The following is a 21,228-nucleotide window of genomic DNA, read 5'->3' on the forward strand; positions in this document are numbered from 1 at the left end:
CGCGACGCGTCTTCGGCCGATGGCGAGCGCGCGGAACGGTCGTCTTCGCTGGGCGAACCATCCGCTGTCCCGGTTACCGACAGGGAGACCGCACCGATCGACGTGAGCAGCTGGAGCGAACTTCGTCAGTCCTCGGGCGTCGCGCCCGGCGCTGCATCCGCAGGCGACACCGGGTCGCCGGACGCTGCAGGCCCGACGGCACGGGACGGATCCGATGCGGACCCCTCGGATCCGGATGAGGAGATCGAGGCAGCACGGGCCTCGCGCGCCGCCTTCCAGCGCTGGGCGAGGTCGGCCTCGGAGTAGAGCCGGTCTCCCCGCAGGATGAGATCGTCGGCCACGTAATACAGCGCGACGTCGATCTGGCCCAGGGGGACGCCGCGGGCCTTGTGATAGGCCACTCGATAGAGGGCGAGCTGCAGCATCCGCTCCTCGCGCTCCGCGGCCGTCCGCGGCGGACGCCCCGTCTTCCAGTCCACGATCTCGATGCGGCCCTCGCGATCGTCGCGCCGGTAGACGGCATCGAGCTTGCAGATCACGACGCGGCCGGGGCCATCGGACTCGGCCAGGGCGAAGTCGATCTCGGTTTCGACCTCGAGCGGCTGCAGCGGCCCCCACTCCGACCGCTCGAAGTTCACACGAAGTCGCTCGAGGTCAGCGGCGTCTTCGGCGGATGCCTCGGATTCGGTCGGATCGTCATCGCGCTCCCAGAGCGCATCGTCGGTTGACGCACCCGCGCCACTCCGCCCCGACCGATGCTCGACCCACGAGTGGAACAGGGTGCCGAGGCGTGTCTGCCGGTAGGGCCGCTCGGGCATCGGACGCGCGATGGCGGCAACGGTTTCCGAGTAATCCGTGACGAAATCCTTGAAGCGGGATGCGGGGATGCGCGTCGGTGCCGCATGGCTCGGCCCCTGGGCACGCAGGTCGCGCTCGGCGAGCAGACGCGCGAGCAGCTCATCCGGTTCGGGGTCGGCACGCGTTGCCGCGTTGTCGACGCTCGCGGCGGCAGCGCGGACGATGGGACCCCGCGCACCCAGCGGGTCGAGCGGCCACGAAAGCACCTGTCCACCCCGTTCGTCGTACGGGTTATCGCCCGGGTCCGCGCCCTCGATCGGCGGCATCCCGAGCGCTTCCACCATCTCGGCGAGGTACGGACTAACGTTGCGCGGTTTGCTCTGCCCACCCCACTGCGAGCCCGTCAGCAGCAGGTCCGAGCGGGCCCGCGTGACGGCGACATAAGCCAGGCGCCGCTCCTCGGCCTTCTGGTGATCGCGCACCCCGTCGCGATAGGCGGCGATGGCCTTCCGCAATGCGGATCGGTCGGGATCTGCGCCCGGGCGCCAGTCCAGCACGGGCAGCGCATCCCGGTCGCCGCGGAACGCAGAGGGCAGGACGCCGAAGCCGAGCCATCCGGCAACCGAGCGTGGGGCCTTGGGCAGCTCGTCCTGCACGAGACGGACGACGGCCACCGCGTCCCACTCCAGGCCCTTCGAGCCGTGCACGGTCAGCAGCTGCACGACCCCCGGCTGGGGAGGCTCCGGACGCGGCATGAGCTCATCGGTCTCTTCCGCGTGATCGAGCCAGGCGAGCAGACTGCTGATCGAGCCGCGCTCATCGGCCGTCAGGAACGCGCGCACCTCATCGAGAAAAGCACGGAGCTGCGCCGAGGCGACGCGGGCGGGCCCGCGCGTCTCGTTCGCCGCCAGCTCGATATCGAGGCGCAGCTCGAGCTCGATCGTGCGGATCAGATCGGGGATCGGCTGGGCCACGGCTCGCCGCAACCGCCCGAGCATCTCGCCCGCCTCGCGCAGGCGAGCGCGCCCCGAGGGCGTGATGTCGGCGAGGAGGCGGTAGTCGTCGCGCACCGTGCGGACGAACTCGAGCGCATCGACGAGCGATGGTTGTTCGTCGGCGCCGGCCGATCCGCGTACTCGTGCCGCCAGTTCGGCCGGGAGCGGCACGAGCGCACCGTCGCGTCTCGCGAGCACATCCGCCAGGGCGTGCAGCGCGGCGAGGTCGGCCACGCCGATCGCGAAGCGGGGGCCCGACAGCAAACGGATCAGCGACGATCCCTGCGAGGGATCATGGACGACCCGGAGTGCGGCGACGACATCGACGACTTCGGGGGTCGTCAGGAGCCCGCCGAGCCCGAGGATGCGATGCGGCACGTCATGCCGCGCCAACGCCTCGGCGAACGCATTCATGTGGCGCTTGGTCCGGAACAGCACGGCGCCGGAGTGAGCGCGGGGACTGGCCGAGTCCGCCTGTACGAGCTCATGCCGCGCGCGTGCCTCGACAAACCAGCGCGCGACCGCATCCGCTTCGTCGTCGATCGTCTTCTCGAATCGACACTCGACCCGTCCCTCCGCGGCACCGGGTCGCGCATCCAAAGCGCCGACCGGCACCCCACGATGCTCCGCTCCCGCCACGAGCCGGTTTGCGGCGGTCAGGATGTTGAGGTCATTTCGCCAGCTGACCATCAGGCTGAATCGCCCGCAGGCGGTGCCGTGCGCGAAGGCCCCCGGGAAGGCGCCGAGATTGTCCGCGGACGCGCCGCGCCATCCGTAAATCGACTGATTGGGGTCACCGACGGCCATGACGGCGGAGTCGCGGAAGACCTCGGCGAGCAGCCGGGTCTGGATGACGGAGGTGTCCTGATATTCGTCGAGCAGCACGACGCGGTACTGCTCGCGAAGCTGGTCGGCAACCTCGGGCGCGCGCTCGATGATCTCGAGCGCGCCGGCGACCTGATCGGCGAAGTCCAGGGTGTCCTCCGCGCGCTTGCGCGTGGCGTAGTCGTTCACGAGGCCCACGAGAACGGGTAGCCCGCTCATCGCGGCGTGGAACTTCTCGATGTCTCCGGGATTGGCGAGCGCCGGGTTCGTCACAGGTTCGAGCGCCGTCGCCCATTCTTCGCCGAAACGAGCCACGCTCTCGGCGTCGGCGCGGTTGTCGAGCAGCTCACCGGCAAGGCGGTGCACGGCATCGACGACACTCGCGAAGGCCTCACCGCGCTCGGAGAGTCGCTCGTCCTCGGATGCAACCACGACCCGCCGTGCGAGCAGCCACGAGCCGGACTGACTCATGAGCGCAGCGTCCGGGTCGCGCCCGATCCGCGGCCCGTGCTCGCGCACGATCGCGTCGGCGAACGCGTTGTAGGTCGACACGCGGGGCCGCGACAACAGGGCCTCGCCCGCCACATCCTGCTCCGGCGGCACCGCCCCGAGCGACTCGGCGAGGTCGTCGACGAATGCGATCAGCTCGGCGCGTCGCGCGCGAGGCGACAGTGCGCCCGCCCTCGCCCAGAACGCCGCGAGGGTTCCGTCCGCGGCGAGGGCCTCGAGGTGCGGCAGCAGCCCGCGCCGACCGAACTCGTCGATGCCCGCCAGCCGCTGCTCGATCCGCTCGGCCAACTCGCCGGCCGCCTTGCGGGTGAACGTCAGCCCGAGCACCTCGTCGCGCCGCACGTGGCCATTCGCGACGAGCCAGACGACCCGGCCCGACATCGTCTCGGTCTTGCCGCTGCCCGCACCGGCCACGACGAGCGCGGGGCTCGGCGGCGCCTCGATCACGGCGCGCTGATCGGGCGTCGGGTCGGGCAGGCCGAGGGTCGCCGAAAGAACCGGGGCCGAGAGGCCCAGCCGGCCCGGCCATTCGGTGCTTCGCGCGGAGGAGGATGCCGGGTCAGCCGACACGATCGCACTCACGAGGCCGACACCGCCTTGATCGTGTGGATGCGGCACACGGCGAAGCGATCCGTTGTGCAATGTGTGTCGAGGTTCGCATCGAACCGCTCGGAGGACATCCCCTCGGCCACGTCGATGATGGTGCGCAGGAACGACGTCCGACGCGCGGCATCCATGGGGGCTTGACGCGCGAGGCGGTAGTGCGTGTTCTTCAGGGTCTTCGAGAGGACGAGCAGGCGGGCGCCCGCGTTGGCCGTCGGATCGGCGCCGGGCAGCAACCCCTCGAGCAGAGCGAGTTGGTAGGCCGCGAGCTGGGCATCTTCGGCGACCTTCTCGTCGGTGACCTTGTCTTCCGAGCGCCCCGTCTTGAGGTCGACGACGACAACCCGCTCCGAACCGCCCCCTTCCGCGACGTCGAGGGATTCGCCGCGGGCGGGCGGATAGACCTCGATACGGTCGACCGAGCCGCTGAGCAGCGCCAGCCTGCGGCCCTCCGGGATGTTCGGTTCCGCGTCGGGATGAGGATCGCCGTCACGGATGGCCCAGACATCCGGCGCCACCTCCCCACCCTCTGCGGCGCTCGCCGCGGAGTCCATGTCGATCGCGAGGCGGAAACGCGCCTCGGCACCGATGGCACGACCCTCTTCGCGGTGGAAGCGCTCGAGGTACGCGTGCAGTCGGTCCACGAGCAGACCCGCCCACGCGTGCTCCTTGCGGGACATCCACGGCGCCTCGAAGTCGAGTTCACCCCAGCGCCCGTCGACGACGGCCTGCAGGGCATCGCGGTCGCCGCTCGGCACCTCTTCCATGGCCGCGTGCAGGATCGTTCCGACCCCCGCCGACCACGAACGTGTGTCCCCGCCGAGGGCGCGGATCGCCCAGTCCAGCCCGCATGCGTCGAACGCGTCGAGCTTCGACGGCGAGACGTGCACCGGCGAACGGTTCGGATCGCGCAGAGGGCCGGTCGAGGATGCTTCGGCCATCCCGTACCACTGGTGCGGCGCCGCCCCGGGCACGCCCGCGCGGGCGAGTACGACGAGTTGACCGGTCGCGTGCGCGCGCACCGGGGCGGGCGCGACGGGCGTTGTGAGCGCACGCCGATGCTGGGCCACGAGTCCGCGAAGAGTCAGCGGATGATCCGCGGCACCGGACGCATCGTCCACGTCGTCGGGTTCGGGGAAGAAGCTCAACAGCGGGCTCGGGCCACGATCATCGTCGTCGACTGCTGTCACCGCGAGGCGGGTGCGCGCTCGAGACACGGCGCGGACGAGCAGCCGCAGCTCGTCGTGGAGCACCGCACGGCGCCGATCGAGCGTGTCCGTCGCCCCGGGCCCCGGGGAGCCGTCCGTAGCATCCGCTCCCCCGGCATCCGCCATTCCCGCCACATCGCCCAGCCGCCAGGTGTCGAGCAAACCACCGCGCAGGCGCACGTTCGGCCACACGCCGTCTTGAACGCCCGCGATGACGATCCCCTCGAACTGCGTGCCCAGCGCCGCCGCCGGCGTGAGCAAGGAAACCGTCTCGGCGACATCCGGCGACGTCAGCATGTCTTCGGGCACCTCGCTGTCGACCATGCGACGGAGGAACGCCTCGGGGGCCTCATTCGGGGATGTCTCGACAAAACGCTTCGCGGCATCGAACAGCGCGACCAGCGCGTCGAGCGCGTGGCCGCTTTCGGCCGACAGCGTGCCAGGTGTCGCGGCGAGTTCGTGCCACACACGAGCAAGCGGGCGCCCCCCGCCATCCCGCGCACGATCCCACGCGACCCACAGCAGATCGTGCACCGTCGCGCCGCGCTGGGCGTCGTCATGCAGCACGCGCAGCGTCGTGGCCAGGCGCTCGGCCGCTCGGGCCTCGGGCGTGTCGAGCAGGACAAGATCGAGGGGGTTCGCCATGGCCTCGTGTAGCAGCTCGCGGGCCGGGCGGGTGCCGCCGTCGGCGAGTTCCGCATGTCGCAGACGCGCGCGAAGTCGCCGGAGTCCGACCGCGTCGAGCCCCCCGAAGGGGGAGAGCAAAGCCGCTGCCAGCGCTTCAGAATCCCGCGTTTCGGGAGCACTCATGCCGAGCCGCACGAGCTGCACGAGATCGCGCACGACACCCTCGCTGCCGAGCGGCCGCGGCAGGCTGGACGAACGGGTCGGCACCTCTCGCGCGGCCAGTTCGGCCTCGAGCTCCCCGACCTGCCGGGTGTCATGGGCCACCACCGCGAGCGCCGACCACGGGACCTCTTCGACGATGTGCCACTCCCGCAACACCCGCGCGATGCGATCGATCTCTTCGTGCGGCGAAGGCGCGATGATCGTCCGCACGCGGGCATCCGGCGGGAGTTCGGGCCCCGGCGCCCGACGATGTTCGATGCGTCCGGACGCCCCGATCGCGGACGTCACCTCGCGCGCAATCCGTGTCAGCGTCGGGGTCGACCGGTGCTGATCGTCCAACACGTGCAGCGTGCCGAGGGCGTCGCAGAGCCGCGCGAACAACTCGGGCGAGGCGCCGCGAAACGAACCGGACCCGATGTCCGGGTCGCCGAAGGCCAGTACCGCGACGCCACGTGCCCGTAGGCCCCGAAGCATCGAAATCCCCCCGCGCGTGAGCTCTTGAGCATCGTCGACGAGTACGGCACGCAGTCGTGCCGGGGGGCCGAGCAGCGCCTCTCCCGCCGCACCCGGGGGCGCCGTCGCGAGGATCGCCGCTGCCTCACGCAACAGTTCGGCCGGATCGCGGTGATCGGAGCGCATCGCGCCCACCGTGAATCGGTAATCGGTCAAGAACTCCGCCGCACCCACCCACGCCTCGCGCCCGAGCCGACGTCCCGCCGCCGCCAGCTCGGCGGGACCGATGCTGCGCTCCGTGCACTCGGCGAGGAGCGCACGGAGTTCGGCACGGAACGTGCGCGATGCCCGCACCGCCGGACCGAGGGACGCGGGCCATCGCGAGATGCCGCGCTCGGCATCCCGTTCATCCCCCGCGAGCAGCTCGGCGATGATGCGGTCCTGATCCGGCGCGGTGAGCAGACGCGGGGGTTCACCACCGCCCTGCACCGACACGGCACGCACGAGCTGGAACGCGAAAGAAGCCATCGACCGGGCGAGGGGCCCCGGGGTTGCCATGCCCCCCACGAGCGCGAGCCGGTCGCGCAGCGCGGTGGCGGTCTGGCGGGTGGGTGTGAGGACGAGAACCTCGTCGACACCCACGCTCGCTGAGGTGAGCAGCCGCGCCACACGCGCGATCAGCGCCTCGGTCTTGCCGGTGCCGGGCGCCCCGATGACGACGCCCGAGGCATCCGGCGGCAACATCATGACGGCGGTCTGCGCCTCGTCGAGGTCGCCCACCCCGCCACCATGCATGCTCATCCCCCCACGCTAACGCGGGCTCCCGACACCGACCGCCCGACCGCCGCGCGCGGCACGAAGGCGGGCGTTCGCCCTCAGCGTGACCCAGCCGGGCGGCCCCGTCCCACCCGTGTCGTAGAGTTTCAGAGCAGACGGGCGTCGCGCCCGAAGAGCAGAGAGGCAGTCACCCGTGGAGATTCGCATCGGCATCGCCAACACCGGCCGTGAGCTGAACTTCGAGACGTCGGAATCCGCCGAGACCGTCCGCGCATCCGTCGCGAAGGCACTCGACGCATCCGCTTCGCACGTATCTTTCGCCGACTCCAAGGGCAATTCCTACATCGTTCCCACGGCCTCCCTCGCGTACGTCGAGCTCGGCACCGAAGAGGCACGCCGCATCGGTTTCGTCGGCTGACATGCTGATCGTCCTCGCGCTGGTCGCGGCCGTTGCGATCGGGTTGGCACTGCACCTCGCCCTCCCGTTGCGTCCGGCACGCGGCGTTGCGCTCGCTCCTCTGCTGGACGCGGCAATCGCTGCCGTGATCTATACGAGCCTCACCTGGCTCGGCCTGGCCGAGAGCAACCCCTGGCTGTGGGTCGCGTCGATCCTCATCCCGGCCGCCGTGACCGGGATCGTGCTCGTGGTGGTCTCGCGCGCCCGCGTCGCGCGCGATGAGCGCGAGCGCATCCGTCTCAAGCTCGTCTGAGAGGCCCGCGGCCGCGCTCAAGCGTTGAGGCCGACCGCATCCATCCGTCGCGAGTGCGCGGCCATGAGTTCGGTGAACACCGGCTCGACCTTCTCTTCGGCGGCACGATCGAGACCGACGGATGTCGTCAGCGCCGCCCGCGCGACGAGCAGGGTGTCTCCGACCAGGCGCCGCCCCCACATCGACAGCAGCGAACGCCATTCCTCATCGCTCGCGATCGTCGCTCCGATGATCTCGACGATCGCGCCACGATCATCGTCGGCTTCGAGGATGACGGATACTCGTCGCCCGGTATCCCCGTAGGTCGAGGCGAGCGCGTGGTAGAAATCGTCGAGGAGCCCTGCGGTCAGGTGCACGCTCAGCAGCGTCTCCATCGCACGATCGCCGCTCGTGACGCGACGAAACGCATCGAGCTGCTCACGGAAGGGCAGCATCACGGTCGTGGGGTCTTCATTCCGATCGCGGATGAGCGAGACGATCGCCTGGTGCTTCGTGAGCGCCGCACCGGCCGCGCGCGACAGCGCCTCTTTCTGCGCCAACTCCGGCGTCGAGGTGATCAGCTGCGTGAGCGTCTCGAAATATCCCAGCTGCAAATAGGCCGCCTGGCCCAGGAAGGTCTGCACATCCGGTGCGAGTTCGGAGAAATCGACCCGGGTCGTGCCGGAGGACTCACCCCGGGACCGGAGGGTCAGCACGCGACGCGGCGTGCGCCGACGGCGCAACCAATTGAACACGGGATCAGCCTAGCCGCGGGGGCGCACGGGCGCCCGGGCAAGCGCCGGGAGTGGCGGAAGAGGCGCGTCGCGGGCCCTCGGGTAGGCTGGGCGTCGTCCCGGCGTCGGATCGGGACCCCGCGCCTGTGGCTGAGTGAAGGGCGTGGTATCCCTTCTGCCCCACTGGGGCAAGCACCCAGGCAGCATCTCACTGCCGGACAGGCTCATATTGTGACGACCTTCGCCGAACTCGGTGTCGATCAAGACATCGTCGAAGCCCTCGCGAAGAAGGGCATCGTGGATGCCTTTCCCATCCAGGAGCAGACGATCCCCCTCGGGCTCCCCGGTCAGGACATCATCGGGCAGGCCAAGACGGGCACCGGAAAGACCTTCGGCTTCGGCATCCCCGTCGTCCAGCGCCTGGGACTCGACCCCTCCCCGGGCGTCAAGGCCCTCATCGTCGTCCCGACCCGCGAACTGGCCGTCCAGGTCTACGAGGACATGGACATGCTCACCTCGAACCGCTCGACGAGCGTCGTGGCGATCTACGGCGGCAAGGCGTACGAGGGTCAGATCGACCAGTTGAAGGCCGGCGCTCAGATCGTCGTCGGCACCCCCGGACGCCTGATCGACCTCAACAACCAGCGCCTGCTCAACCTCTCGAACGCGACCGAGGTCGTGCTGGACGAGGCCGACAAGATGCTCGACCTCGGCTTCCTGCCCGACATCGAGAAGATCATCACGAAGGTCTCGCAGATCCGTCACACGCAGCTCTTCTCGGCGACGATGCCCGGCCCGATCGTGGCCCTGGCGCGTCGCTTCATGACGAACCCCATCCACATCCGCGCGACGGACCCCGATGAGGGCCTCACGCAGGCCAACATCAAGCACCTCGTCTACCGCGCTCACTCGCTCGACAAGGACGAGGTCATCGCCCGCATCCTGCAGTCGGATGGCCGCGGCAAGACCGTGATCTTCACGCGCACCAAGCGCGCCGCGCAGCGCCTGTCGGACGAGCTCGGCGATCGCGGCTTCAACACCGCCTCCGTGCACGGCGACATGAGCCAGGAAGCGCGCGAGCGTTCGATGGCGGCGTTCAAGGCGGGCAAGAAGGATGTCTTGATCGCCACCGACGTCGCCGCGCGCGGCATCGACGTCGACGACGTCACGCACGTCATCAACCACACCATCCCCGATGACGAGAAGACCTACCTCCACCGCGCCGGCCGTACCGGTCGCGCGGGCAAGACCGGCATCGCCGTGACGTTCGTCGACTGGGACGATCTGCACAAGTGGGCGCTCATCAACCGGGCGCTGGAGTTCGGTCAGCCCGAGCCGACCGAGACGTACTCGTCGAGCCCGCACCTGTTCACCGACCTCGACATCCCGGCCGGCACGAAGGGTCGTCTGACCACGGCGCCGCGCACGCAGACCGTCAAGACGCAGGAGCCCGCGCGTGAGCGTTCGGGCTCGGCGCCGTCCGGTGATCGCCCCCGCCGTTCACGTTCGCGTTCGCGCTCCGGTGATGGCGCAGAACGAACGACCTCGGCCGCCACCACCGCGCCGACCGAGAGCGCTGTCGCCGCATCCGATGCCCCCCGCACCGAGGGGGGCGGAACGCACGATGGCGGTGGCAGCGAGCACCACGATGGACGCCCCGCACCGTCGCGCCGTCGTCGGCGTCGTCGCTCGGGTGGCTCCTCTGGCGCACCCAGCGCCCCCACCGCGTAAACACCGGCGCGTCTGGATCAGATTGAGCCCCGCGGGACGGCGCCAACCGCTATCTTGAGCGGTGGCGCCCTCAGGCGCCGATCATCCGATTGAAAGGCACACCCGTGCGCATCTTCACCGAAGCCGTCACCACGTCCGGCTACGAGTACCAGGGTTTCTGGGGCTCCTTCTGGGACATCATCTGGTGGTTCCTGGCTATCTTCATCTTCTTCGCCTACCTGATGGTGCTGTTCTCGATCATCAGTGACCTGTTCCGCGACCACAAGCTCAGCGGCTGGTGGAAGGCCCTGTGGATCGTCTTCCTCCTCGTCTTCACCTGGATCGGCGCGCTCGTGTACCTCATTGCCCGCGGCAAGGGGATGAGTGAGCGAGGCGCGGCGCAGGCGGAAGCCATCCACCGCGCGCAGCAGGACTACATCAAGCACGCCGCCGGAACGAGCCCGGCCGACGAGATCGCCAAGGCCAAGTCGCTCCTCGACGCCGGCACGATCACGCAGGCCGAGTACGACCAGATCAAGACCAAGGCGCTCTCCTGATCGCCTGACCAGCACCTGACACGACCCTCGCGGCCCTCACCCCTCTCCCGGGGTGGGGGCCGCGAGGCGTTTCGCCCCCGACATTCGGCCCTCGCACCGCTCCCCCGGCAGAAATCGGGCCGCCCGCCGTCCGCGAACCCCGATTTGTGCCAGGCGAGCGGGACTCTCAGGGGTAGACGGGCGCGACACCGGTGCCGAGCGCGATGATGCGCTCGACCATGTCGTCCGAGGTCGTGTTCTCGCCCGGCAGGTTCGGCTTGCCGAGGCCGTGATAGTCGCTTGAGCCGGTGACGATCAGGTCACGCCGCGCGACGATCTCACGCAGCACGGCGACACCCTCCGGCGTGTTCTCGCGATGATCGAGTTCGAACCCGGCCAACCCCGCGTCGATGAGTTCTTCGAGATACGGAACCGGCATCATCCGTCCCCGCCCGGCGGGAGTCGGATGCGCGACGATCGGCACACCCCCGGCGGCAACGACCAGGCGCACGGCGGTGAGCGGATCGGGGGCGTAGTGTCCCTCGTAATACCCCTCGCGCGGATGCAGGATGCCCTCGAACGCCGCGGACCGATCGATGGCCAGCCCGCGCGCGACCAGCGCATCGGCGATGTGCGGGCGGCCCACGGTCGCGCCGTCGGATGTCTGGGCGACGACGTCCGCCCACGACAGGTCGTAGTCGCGCGCGATGTTGCGGACGATCCGCTCGGCCCGACCCATCCGGTCTGTACGAACGCGTTCCATCTCGGCCCGCAGAGCCGCGTTATCGGGGTCGAAGAGGTACGCGAGGAGGTGGACGCTTCGCCACCCGTGCTTGGCGCTCAACTCCATGCCCGGCAAGAGGGTCATGCCGAGCGACGCGGTGGCCTCGGCGGCCTCGGCCCAGCCGGCGGTCGTGTCGTGGTCGGTCAGCGCGATCGTGCGGAGTCCGTACCGGTGCGCCGCGCGCACGACGGTCTCGGGAGGTTCGGTGCCGTCGGATCTCAGCGAGTGGAGGTGCAGGTCGCTCGGCCCCTCGAATCGCCGCTCGACTCGCCACTGCCCGCTCACCCCATGAGCGTACCCCGCACGTTGATGCGGAGCGGAGCGGGAGCCGGCTGGGGGCCTCGCGTGGGTCGTTCTCCCAGCCTCAGCTTCTAGAGTCGGAGCGTGCTGCGTGTGCTCGGGATCCTCATCGCCGTGCTGTTCGCGATCGCGACAGCGGTGCTGACCTGGCCCTCGTTCTTCCGTGTCGAGCAGACGTTCCCGATCGTTCAGATCGTGGCCTTCCGGTCGCTCGTCGCCGTCGCCTTCGCGATCGCCACGATCCTGATGCTGCTTCTCGCGATCGCCCGGCCCCTCCGAGGGTTCGCCCTCTCGATGGCCTTGATCGCGATCGTCGGGACGCTCGGCAACGGCGCGATCGTCGCGACGCGGGGAATCGGCACCACCGAGCTCCCCGCCGAAACGGAGACGAGCGTGCGCGTCATGACCTGGAATACAGCCGGCGAGGCGACGGATCCCGTATCCGTGGCGCAGACTGCCGTCGCGATGCAGGCGGACATCATCTCGCTCCCCGAAACGACGATCGAGACCGGGGAGCAGATCGCCGTTGCCATGCGCGAACTCGGGCGACCCATGTGGGCGCACCACGTCGAGTTCAACGTGGGCGTGGACACCTGGGATGCCCGATCCACGACACTCCTGATCTCCCCCGAGCTCGGCGACTACTCGATCATCGAGTCGTCGCAGGACGGCTCGAGCAACACGGCGATCCTCCCGAGCGCCGTCGCCATGCCGGTCGACGGCGAGGGACCGATCGTGGTCGCGGTCCACGCCGTGGCCCCGCGGCAGGACGATATGGAGCGCTGGCGCGAGGATCTCCGGTGGCTGGCCGACCAGTGTGCCACGGGCAACGTGATCATGGCGGGCGACTTCAACGCGACGATCGACCACATGGCACGGCTCGGTGTCGACGGCGGAACACTCGGGTACTGCCACGATGCGGCATCCGAATCCGGAAACGGCGGAGTGGGAACGTGGACGACCGACCTTCCCGCGCTCGCCGGTGCACCGATCGATCATGTTCTCTCGACACCCAACTGGAAGGCGACGGGATCGATCGTGCTGCGCTCGCTCGACGGGTCGGGCAGCGACCACCGGCCCCTCGTCGTCCAGCTCGAGCCCGTCGGCTGAGCGAGCCGCCCTCCCGGCGCCGGCGCGGCACGCGTGCGAGACTGGAACGATGAGCACGACAGGTGAAACCAACACGGTGTCCGACGGCGCGGCGACCGACGCGGACGAATCCGCGAGCGCTCGCGACGAGCGCGAGGCGCAGGCCAACACGAACCGACGCCAGCGATTCGGCCAGGGCTTTCTCGACACGATCTCGACCGGATGGGCCGACCGCCCCGAGCCGTCTCCCACAGCCCGCCCGCAGGCCGCCTTTGCCGCCGCGCGCCGCGCGGCGCTCTCGGCGGAGTTCCCGGGCAAACGTCTCGTGGTTCCCGCGGGCGGTGTCGCCGTTCGCAGCAACGACACCGACTATCCGTTCCGCGCTCATTCCGCGTTCGCGCACCTGACCGGGTGGGAGCGGGATGCCGAGCCCGACGCCGTCCTCGTGTTCGACCCGGTCGAGGACGGTCATACCGAGACCCTGTACTTCCGCGAGCGCGCGGACCGCAACACGGCCGAGTTCTACGCGGATGCCTCGATCGGGGAGTTCTGGATCGGACCACGCCCGGCCCTCGCGGGTGTCGCCACCGACCTCGCGCTCGACACGGCGCACATCGATGCGTTCGAAGCATCCGATGACGACCTCGTGGTCGGTGAGGACGAGCGCCTGACCCGCTTCGTGTCCGAGCTGCGGCTCGTGAAGGACGACTTCGAGATCGAGCAGATGCGTCTCGCGGTGCAGGTCACGGCAGACGGGTTCGACGACATCATCCGCTCGCTCCCCCGGGTCATCGCGCACCCCCGCGGCGAGCGCGTCGTCGAGGGCGTCTTCCACCTCCGTGCCCGCACGGACGGAAACTGGGAGGGCTACGACACGATCGCGGCATCCGGACCCCACGCGTGCTACCTGCACTGGACACGCAACGACGGGCCCGTCGTGCCCGGCGACCTCATGCTCATCGATGCCGGCGTCGAGGTCGACAGCCTCTACACGGCCGACATCACACGCACCCTGCCCGTCTCGGGTCGCTTCACCGAGGTGCAGCGCCGGGTCTACGAGGCGGTTCGGGAGGCAGCGGATGCGGGGCTGCGCGCGGCCCGCCCGGGAGCCCGCTTCCGCGCGGTGCACGAGGCCGCGATGTCCGTGATTGCGGCGCGCGTCGCCGAATGGGGCCTCCTGCCCGTGACGGCCGACGAGGCCCTGGCCCCCGACACGGGCGGACAGCACCGGCGCTACATGGTGCACGGCACGAGCCACCACCTCGGCATCGACGTGCACGACTGCGCACAGGCACGACGCGAGATGTACTACGACGGCGTGCTCGAGGCCGGCATGGTGTTCACGATCGAGCCTGGCCTGTACTTCCAGATCGACGACTTGACGGTTCCCGAGGAGTACCGGGGCATCGGGGTGCGGATCGAGGACGACATCCTGATGACCACGATGGGTCCCGTCAACCTGTCGGCGGACATCCCGCGCTCGGCGGACGACGTCGAAGCTTGGATGGCTCGGCTCGCGCCGCAGGTCTGATCCTCACGCTCCCAGCACGAACCTCCGCCGAGCGGAGGGGATCTGCCGAAGCGAGGGAGATCTGGCTCGAAAACTCCCTCCGCTCGGCAGTGGCCCTCCGCTCAGATGAGGGCTCAGAGCTGTCGGGCGCGGAGGAAGTCCGCGACGAGGGGCGCCAGAGCGGCACCCACCTCGTCCGCGGGGCGTTTCTGCCCCTTCACCTCGAAGGAGTGCCCACCACCCTCGATCCAGGTGAGCTGGGCATCCTGGCAGGTGGAGACGGCGCGCTCCAGCCCCTCGTGGGGCACGACGAAGGGGTCGTTGGTGCCCTCGACGAATAGTTGCGGCACGGCGATCCGCGGCAGGTGCTCGGCGCGCTCCTTGGTCGGGTCGCCGGGCGGATGCAGCGGATAGCCGAGGTACACGAGGCCCGCGATGCCGAGGGGCCGTTCGGCCTCAGTCACCGAGGCCAAGCGCCCTCCGTAGGACTTACCGGCCGCCCACACGGGCTCGCCCGCCGGCGCTTCGCCGCGAGCACGGTCAACGACCGCGCGCCAGGTGGCGATCGCGTGGGACGCGGGCCCCGGCATCCGTCGTCCCGCCTCGCGATAAGCGAAGTTGAACCGCACCGTGGCGATGCCCGCGTGCGCCAACGCCTCCGCGAAGCCGACGAGGAACGGGTGGTCGAACCCCGCACCGGCACCGTGTGCGAGGACGAGCGTCGCCCAGGCCGCCGTGGGACGCTGCGAAGCGATGCTGACCTCGGTCTCGCCCGTCGGAAGCGTGACGGGCCAACGCTCCACGCCGCGCGCTGCGGAGGAGATCTCGCCTTCGGAGGAAAGAGGCACCGGTGTCCGTCCTCCGAAGCGGGGATCTCCTCCGTTCACGAGCCGCTGCGGCGGTCTGCTGCGGGGTCGGCCGTGTCGTGGTCTGTCGAGTCCTCGGAGGCGGAGTCGGATGCTTCGGAGGGGGCATCGCCCGACTCGGCGGGCGGAGCAGACGCGACACGCTGGCCGTAACGCGGGGGTGCCTCGGGCGCTGCCTGCTCGATTCGCTCGCCGTAGCGCGGGGGCGCGGCGTCCGGCGGCAGCGGGGGCCGCTCGCCCGGTCCGGCCGTACCACCGGGCGCGGGCGGTGCCGGCGGTATCACGCCGGACCCGGGGGCCGGGGAGACGGCGGAGGGAGCGGGCGCGGATGCCGAGGCCCCGCCGCCGACACCCAGCACCTGCCGCGCCTTCGCGAGACTGTCACCCCCGACCGTGACCTCGTAGTGGTCCGCGAGCACCTGCATGACCGAGGCGAAATCGCGGCGTCGACGAATGAACGAGTACGTGATGATGCTGAGCAGCATGCCGACGGCCACGCCGACGAACAGCACCCCGACGAACGCCTGGATCGGAACGGACGGGCTGCCGAGCACGAGGATCGCCGAGAAGAACAGTCCGATGAGCAGGCCGTTCACGGCACCCGAACGTGCGGCGGTGGCATACCCCAGGCGTCCGGTGACTCGTTCGATCGAACGAAGACCCTGCCCGACGATCGCGATATCGCGCGCGGGAACCTCACCCGCGATGAGCGCCGAGACAGCCTTTTGCGCACCCTCGTAGGTCGGATAGCTCGCAATGGTCTCGCCGACGGCTTCGGCACGTTTGCCCGTGGGGGCGGGTCCCAACATACTCATCCGCCCATTGTCCCACGCGCTCCCTAGGCAGCATCTGTGTCGGGGCTACGCTGGAGCAGTGAGCACGCAAAGGGTCTTTGTCGCGCGCCTGGCCGGGTGCGCCGTCTTCGACCCCGCGGGAGACCGCCTGGGCCGTGTCCGCGACGTCGTCGTGGTGTACCGAGCGAGCGATCCGCCGCGTGTGGTCGGGCTGGTCGTCGAGATCCCCGGGCGCCGGCACGTCTTCGTGTCGATCGGACGCGTGACGTCGATCGCGACCGGGCAGGTCATCACGACGGGCCTGATCAACGTGCGCCGGTTCCAGCCGCGCGGCGGTGAGGTGCGTGTGCTCGCCGAGCTGCTCGGACGGCGCGTTCACCTGATCGACGGCTCGGGCGAAGCCGTGATCGAGGATGCGGCGATCGAACGTAATCGGCTCGGTGAGTGGGCCATCGGCCAGCTGTTCCTCCGCCGCCCGAAGACGAGTGCCAGCCCCTTCGCGAAGGGTCCGACGACGTTCGCGAACTGGACCGACGTGCGCGAGCGGATGGCGCCCGGCGAGTCGCAGTCCGTCGAGCAGCTGGTGGCGTCGTATTCCGAGCTGCTGCCCGCCGACCTCGCCAACACGCTGCTCGACCTGCCCGACGCGCGGATGATGGAGGTCGCGGGCGAGCTCCCCGACGATCGTCTCGCGGATGCCCTCGAAGAGATGCCCGAGGACGACCAGGCGCACATTCTGGAACAGCTCGGCGACGAGCGGGCCGCGGACATCCTCGATGCGATGGAACCGGATGACGCGGCCGACCTGCTCGCCCAGCTTCCCGAGGGCCGCTCCGAGCAGCTGCTCGATCTGATGGAGCCCGACGAGGCCGACGACGTGCGCGCACTGCTTGCCTACGGTCCCGACACGGCGGGTGGTCTGATGACGCCCGAGCCGATCGTGCTCTCGGCCGACGCGACGGTCGCCGAGGCGCTCGCGCTCATCCGCCGACACGAGCTGCACCCCGCCCTCGCGGCCGCCGTGTTCGTCACCCTCCCGCCCTACGAAACCCCGACCGGCCGCCTGCTGGGTGTGGTGCACTTCCAGCGGATGCTGCGCTATCCCCCGCACGAGCGCCTCGGCGCCATCATCGACGACTCGGTCGAGCCCGTGCACGCCACCGCCTCGGCGGCCGAAGTCGCCCGTCTGCTCGCGAGCTACAACCTCGTCTCGCTGCCCGTCGTCGACACCGCCCACCGCCTGGTGGGCGCGGTGAGCGTGGACGACGTGCTCGACTACCTCCTGCCCGATGACTGGCGCTCGCACGATGCGGATGCTTCAGCATCCGGTCCCGCGAGTCGTTCGGCCGGATCGAGGCGCCGCTGATGGCGCGCACGTCTCGTCGGGTCACGCTGGACGCGCCACGCGGGCGCGCCGGCGTGCTGTCGCGCACCCCGCAGCCCTCGCGTGACCGGTTCGGGCGCGCGACCGAGTGGATTGCCCGCAAGATGGGCACGCCGTGGTTCTTGCTCGGGCTCAGCCTGTTCTGCGCCCTCTGGATCCTCTGGAACACCATCGGGCCGGTGCGCTTCGACTCCGCGTCCAACGGCTTCACGGCCCTGACCCTGGTCCTCTCCCTCCAGGCCTCGTATGCCGCTCCGCTCATCCTGCTCGCGCAGAACCGCCAGGACGACCGCGACCGCGTCCAGATCGAGCAGGACCGCCAGCGCGCGGAACGAAACCTCGCCGATACCGAGTACCTCGCCCGAGAGATCGTGGCTCTTCGGCTGGCGCTCACCGATGTCAGCAGCGATGTCGTCACGAAGGACGTTCTCCGTCATGAACTCCGCAACGAGCTGAAGACGCTGCTCGAGGGTCTCGAGGCACGCAGCGACACATTCGATGCGCAGACCGCGGCAACCGATGAGCGCTGACAGCGATGACCCCGGATTCGGGCTCGGCGTCGATCAGAATCTGACCGACGCCGTGCGAACGGCGGTGGGGGCGGTGACCGACCCTGAGCTGCGCCAACCGATCGGTGACCTCGACATGCTGCGCCAGATCGCGGTCACGGATGGAATCGCGGATGTCGGGATCGCCCTGACGATCGTCGGATGCCCCGCCGCGACCCGGATCGAATCCGACGTGCGCCGGGCCGCCGCATCCGTCCCCGGCGTGCTCGATGTGCACGTGGACGTCGGCGTGATGACCCCGGCCGAGCGCGCCGCCCTCACCGACCGCCTCCGAGCAGGTCGTCCCCGTGGCATCCCGTTCACGGCCGAATCCCTCACCCGGGTGATCGCCGTCACGAGCGGCAAAGGCGGGGTCGGCAAGTCGACCGTCACGGCGAATCTCGCCGTGGCTCTGGCCGCGCGGGGGCTCCGAGTGGGCCTCATCGATGCCGATGTGCATGGCTTTTCGATCCCGGGCCTGTTGGGCCTGGTCGATGCCGAGGGCCGAACGGTCCGCCCGACCCGCATCGACGACCTGATCCTGCCGCCCGTGGCCTACGGGGTGAAGACCGTGTCGATCGGCATGTTCCTGCGCGAGGGCGACGAGGGTGCGGCCGTCGCGTGGCGGGGACCCATGCTGCACCGCACGGTGCAGCAGTTCCTCACCGACGTGCATTTCGGCGACCTGGACATCCTGCTGCTCGATATGCCGCCCGGCACGGGCGATGTCGCGATCTCGGTCGGTCAGCTGCTCCCCCACGCCGAGGTCGTGGTCGTGACGACGCCCCAGGCCGCGGCATCCGATGTCGCGATCCGCAGCGCTCTCGTCGCGCGCCAGACGGGGCAGCGCGTCATCGGGGTCATCGAGAACATGGCCGCACTCACCCTGCCGGATGGCACGGTGCTCGACCTCTTCGGTTCGGGTGGGGGTGCGCAGGTCGCGGCAGCACTGTCCGCATCGGAGGGACCGGATGCATCCGGTGACGTCCCCATGCTGGCGTCGATTCCCCTCAGCCCGGCGCTGCGCACAGCGGGCGACGCGGGCACTCCGCTCACGGCAACGGGCGACGAGACGGATGCCGCGGCGGATGATCCCGCTCGGCGTGCCCTCATCGACCTGGCCGCCCGGCTCGCGGCGGTCCCCCGCGGTCTGGCCGGGCGCCCCCTCACCGTGACTCCGCACTGACCCCGAAGACCCCGCACCGATTTCGAAGACGCCGCACTGATCTCGAAGGAGAGCCATGGCATCCGACACGACCATGACCATGACCACGACCGTCACCACGACGCATGGACCGGTGCGGGGCGACACCGACGGCACCGTTCGGTCGTGGAAGGGCATCCGGTACGCCGCCCCGCCGATCGGTCCGCTGCGCTGGCGCGCGCCGCAGCCCCCGGAGCCGTGGACCGACGTGGCCGACGCCACCCGCTTCGGGCCCATCCCCGTGCAGACGGCATCGCCCGCGATCCGCCTGCCCGAGGACGCCGTGCAGAGCGAGGACTGCCTGACCCTGAACGTGTGGGCGGCAGAATCGGTTACGCCGGATGACCCCCGCCCGGTCATGGTGTGGGTGCACGGCGGCGCCTACATGTTCGGCGCGACATCCCAGTCGTTGTACGACGGCCGCTCGCTGGCGGCGAGCGGCGAGATCGTCCTCGTCACCGTCGGGTACCGCGTGGGCGCGCTGGGTTTCGCCGACCTGTCGGCGTTCTCGACCGACAGCGAGACGTTCGAGACCAACGTCGCACTCCGCGACATCCTGTTCGCCCAGGAATGGGTTCGCGAGAACATCGCGGGCTTCGGCGGCGATCCCGCGAGCGTGACGCTGTTCGGCGAATCCGCGGGTGGTGGCATCGTCACGACGCTCATGACGTCGCCCGCCGCGCGCGGCCTGTTCCACCGCGCGATCGCCGAAAGCTCGCCCGCGACCTCGGTGTACGGCCGGGTCCGCGCGGAACGCGTGGCGCGGGAGCTCCTGCAGACCGTCGAGGCCGACCCCGCGGACATCTCATCGTTTCGCGAGATCCCGGCCGAGCGCCTCGCCGCCGCCGCGATGACCGTGTACGCCGCCACGCCCGTGGACGAGCCGGGAACCCTGGCGTTCACGCCCGTCGTGGACGGCGTCCTGGTGCCCGAGCATCCCGTCGACGTCTTCTCGCGCGGCGACGCTCTGCCCGTGCCCTTGTTGATCGGCACCAACCGCGACGAGACATCGCTGTTCACGAGGATGAAGTCGCCTCTGATGCCCGTGTCGCGCGAGGCGATCTTGGAGATGTCCGCGGATCTGCGGACGGACCGCCCCGATCTCGATATCCCCACCGATGCCGAGATCCAATCGGCGTACGCCGGCCTGCGACTGAAGCAGCAGGGCCCGGCGATCTCGCGCGATCTCGGATTCCGGATGCCGACGCTCTGGGTCGTCGAAGGCCACGCTGCGGTCGCACCAACGTATCTGTATCGCTTCGACTGGTCGACCCCCATGCTGCGGGTGCTCGGAATCGGCGCGACCCACGCGACCGAACTGCCGTACCTGTGGGGGAACATGCACGGCAGCAAGAAAGACATCACCTTCCGCCTGGGCGGGATGCGCACGGGCCACCAGCTCTCGCGACGCTTCCAGCAGCGCTGGATCGGGTTCGCGGTGAGCGGCTCACCCCAGGCGGAGGACTCCGTGACGTGGACGCCCTACACAGCGGCGGAGCGCGCAACGCTCGTGATCGACCGCGTCGACCGCGTAGAGCCGGATCTCGACCAGGACCTGCGCGCGGCATGGGGGGAAGAAGTGCTGTCCTTCACCTGACTCATCCGCGCCGTCCCGCCAGCGGTTCGGTGCTCAGCGGCTCGGCGCTCAGGTGGCTTCGGAATCGTAGGGTGTCGCGTCCGATGCGGAGGGGGATGCGGATGCCGTGGCCGTTGCGGCCGCAGCCGCTCCCCCACCCCCGAGGGCGGTCGTCGCCGGCCGGGGCGCCCCGGGACTGACGGGCTTCAGCGGGGGCTCATCGAGCAGCGCCTCACGGATGATGCGCCGCGGGTCGTACTGGCGGGGGTCCAGCTGGCGCCAGTCGACGTCACCGAAGTCCTCACCCATCTCATCCCGCACGCGCGTCTTCGCGCCGCGCAGGAACTCCCGCAGCCGGTTCAGCAACTTGGCCAGACCCTCGGCGTACCGAGGCAACCGCTCGGGTCCCACGAGCATCGCGGCGATCACGCCGATCAGCAGAAGCTTCTCGATCGTCAGCCCGAAGAACATGACTACAGGTTACTC

17 protein-coding genes are annotated in these 21,228 nt (G+C 69.9%); 10 read left to right on the plus strand and 7 right to left on the minus strand.

Annotation, left to right across the window (positions count from 1 at the left end; genetic code table 11):
- Positions 1–125: 125 nt before the first annotated feature.
- Positions 126–3,644: a UvrD-helicase domain-containing protein gene (locus ACT9TC_RS03625; RefSeq protein WP_458042853.1), complete on the minus strand. Its 3,519-nt coding sequence runs from the start codon at positions 3,642–3,644 to the stop codon at positions 126–128.
- Between the two features lie 62 nt (positions 3,645–3,706).
- Positions 3,707–7,042 (minus strand): PD-(D/E)XK nuclease family protein, encoded by a 3,336-nt coding sequence (locus tag ACT9TC_RS03630; protein ID WP_458042070.1) that lies wholly within the window; start codon positions 7,040–7,042, stop codon positions 3,707–3,709.
- A gap of 169 nt (positions 7,043–7,211) precedes the next feature.
- Between ACT9TC_RS03630 and ACT9TC_RS03635 the strand changes: the two genes are divergently transcribed.
- Together ACT9TC_RS03635 and ACT9TC_RS03640 are read left to right on the plus strand one after the other, a co-directional pair.
- Positions 7,212–7,436, plus strand: a complete 225-nt coding sequence (locus ACT9TC_RS03635) for a DUF3107 domain-containing protein (protein ID WP_036299639.1) — start codon at positions 7,212–7,214, stop codon at positions 7,434–7,436.
- A 1-nt stretch (position 7,437) separates the two neighbouring features.
- Positions 7,438–7,728: a hypothetical protein gene (locus ACT9TC_RS03640; RefSeq protein WP_458042071.1), complete on the plus strand. Its 291-nt coding sequence runs from the start codon at positions 7,438–7,440 to the stop codon at positions 7,726–7,728.
- Positions 7,729–7,745: 17 nt separating this feature from the next.
- Here the strand turns inward: ACT9TC_RS03640 and ACT9TC_RS03645 are convergent, their stop codons facing one another.
- Entirely contained in the window at positions 7,746–8,462 is a 717-nt protein-coding gene (locus ACT9TC_RS03645) for a ferritin-like fold-containing protein (protein ID WP_458042072.1), read from the minus strand.
- A gap of 210 nt (positions 8,463–8,672) precedes the next feature.
- On the opposite strand from ACT9TC_RS03645, the gene ACT9TC_RS03650 reads away from it, so the two are divergent.
- Positions 8,673–10,172, plus strand: a complete 1,500-nt coding sequence (locus ACT9TC_RS03650) for a DEAD/DEAH box helicase (protein WP_458042073.1) — start codon at positions 8,673–8,675, stop codon at positions 10,170–10,172.
- 104 nt (positions 10,173–10,276) lie between these two features.
- A complete protein-coding gene (locus ACT9TC_RS03655; protein WP_458042074.1) occupies positions 10,277–10,708 on the plus strand; it encodes an SHOCT domain-containing protein in 432 nt (143 codons plus the stop codon).
- A gap of 166 nt (positions 10,709–10,874) precedes the next feature.
- On the opposite strand, the gene ACT9TC_RS03660 is transcribed toward ACT9TC_RS03655, so the two are convergent.
- Entirely contained in the window at positions 10,875–11,756 is an 882-nt protein-coding gene (locus ACT9TC_RS03660; RefSeq protein ID WP_458042075.1) for a PHP domain-containing protein, read from the minus strand.
- Between the two features lie 99 nt (positions 11,757–11,855).
- Here ACT9TC_RS03660 and ACT9TC_RS03665 point away from each other — a divergent pair, with 99 nt between their 5' ends.
- Positions 11,856–12,881 (plus strand): endonuclease/exonuclease/phosphatase family protein, encoded by a 1,026-nt coding sequence (locus ACT9TC_RS03665; protein ID WP_458042076.1) that lies wholly within the window; start codon positions 11,856–11,858, stop codon positions 12,879–12,881.
- Between the two features lie 49 nt (positions 12,882–12,930).
- Positions 12,931–14,391, plus strand: a complete 1,461-nt coding sequence (locus ACT9TC_RS03670; protein WP_458042077.1) for an aminopeptidase P family protein — start codon at positions 12,931–12,933, stop codon at positions 14,389–14,391.
- Between the two features lie 113 nt (positions 14,392–14,504).
- Here ACT9TC_RS03670 and ACT9TC_RS03675 read toward each other — a convergent pair whose 3' ends face one another.
- Together ACT9TC_RS03675 and ACT9TC_RS03680 are read right to left on the minus strand one after the other, a co-directional pair.
- A complete protein-coding gene (locus tag ACT9TC_RS03675) occupies positions 14,505–15,218 on the minus strand; it encodes an alpha/beta hydrolase family protein (RefSeq protein WP_458042078.1) in 714 nt (237 codons plus the stop codon).
- A gap of 35 nt (positions 15,219–15,253) precedes the next feature.
- On the minus strand, positions 15,254–16,051 hold the full coding sequence (locus ACT9TC_RS03680) for a general stress protein (RefSeq protein WP_458042079.1): 798 nt from the start codon (positions 16,049–16,051) through the stop codon (positions 15,254–15,256).
- A gap of 58 nt (positions 16,052–16,109) precedes the next feature.
- Between ACT9TC_RS03680 and ACT9TC_RS03685 the strand changes: the two genes are divergently transcribed.
- The 4 genes from ACT9TC_RS03685 to ACT9TC_RS03700 are packed head-to-tail and all read left to right on the plus strand — an operon-like array spanning position 16,110 to position 20,763.
- Positions 16,110–17,396: a magnesium transporter MgtE N-terminal domain-containing protein gene (locus ACT9TC_RS03685; protein WP_458042080.1), complete on the plus strand. Its 1,287-nt coding sequence runs from the start codon at positions 16,110–16,112 to the stop codon at positions 17,394–17,396.
- Positions 17,396–17,944: a DUF1003 domain-containing protein gene (locus ACT9TC_RS03690; RefSeq protein WP_458042081.1), complete on the plus strand. Its 549-nt coding sequence runs from the start codon at positions 17,396–17,398 to the stop codon at positions 17,942–17,944. Before ACT9TC_RS03685 ends, ACT9TC_RS03690 begins: the two co-directional genes overlap by 1 nt.
- Positions 17,934–19,148, plus strand: coding sequence for an Mrp/NBP35 family ATP-binding protein (locus ACT9TC_RS03695; protein WP_458042082.1), 1,215 nt, complete (start codon positions 17,934–17,936; stop codon positions 19,146–19,148). The genes ACT9TC_RS03690 and ACT9TC_RS03695 overlap by 11 nt, the downstream gene beginning before the upstream one ends.
- Positions 19,149–19,203: 55 nt before the next feature.
- The gene (locus tag ACT9TC_RS03700) at positions 19,204–20,763 is read left to right on the plus strand and encodes a carboxylesterase/lipase family protein (protein ID WP_458042083.1); all 1,560 of its coding nucleotides are present in this window, start codon (positions 19,204–19,206) and stop codon (positions 20,761–20,763) included.
- A 48-nt stretch (positions 20,764–20,811) separates the two neighbouring features.
- Here ACT9TC_RS03700 and ACT9TC_RS03705 read toward each other — a convergent pair whose 3' ends face one another.
- Entirely contained in the window at positions 20,812–21,213 is a 402-nt protein-coding gene (locus ACT9TC_RS03705; protein WP_458042084.1) for a Sec-independent protein translocase TatB, read from the minus strand.
- Positions 21,214–21,228 lie beyond the last annotated feature (15 nt).

Source organism: Microbacterium sp. HM-570 (assembly GCF_054165885.1).

Excerpts from the sequence above, each read along its gene's own strand:
- ACT9TC_RS03630 (WP_458042070.1), bottom strand. The coding sequence starts at position 7,042 with ATGAGCATGCATGGTGGCGGGGTGGGCGACCTCGACGAGGCGCAGACC.
- ACT9TC_RS03640 (WP_458042071.1), top strand. The coding sequence starts at position 7,438 with ATGCTGATCGTCCTCGCGCTGGTCGCGGCCGTTGCGATCGGGTTGGCA.
- ACT9TC_RS03670 (WP_458042077.1), top strand. The coding sequence starts at position 12,931 with ATGAGCACGACAGGTGAAACCAACACGGTGTCCGACGGCGCGGCGACC.
- ACT9TC_RS03680 (WP_458042079.1), bottom strand. The coding sequence starts at position 16,051 with ATGAGTATGTTGGGACCCGCCCCCACGGGCAAACGTGCCGAAGCCGTC.
- ACT9TC_RS03690 (WP_458042081.1), top strand. The coding sequence starts at position 17,396 with ATGGCGCGCACGTCTCGTCGGGTCACGCTGGACGCGCCACGCGGGCGC.
- ACT9TC_RS03695 (WP_458042082.1), top strand. The coding sequence starts at position 17,934 with ATGAGCGCTGACAGCGATGACCCCGGATTCGGGCTCGGCGTCGATCAG.
- ACT9TC_RS03700 (WP_458042083.1), top strand. The coding sequence starts at position 19,204 with ATGGCATCCGACACGACCATGACCATGACCACGACCGTCACCACGACG.
- ACT9TC_RS03705 (WP_458042084.1), bottom strand. The coding sequence starts at position 21,213 with ATGTTCTTCGGGCTGACGATCGAGAAGCTTCTGCTGATCGGCGTGATC.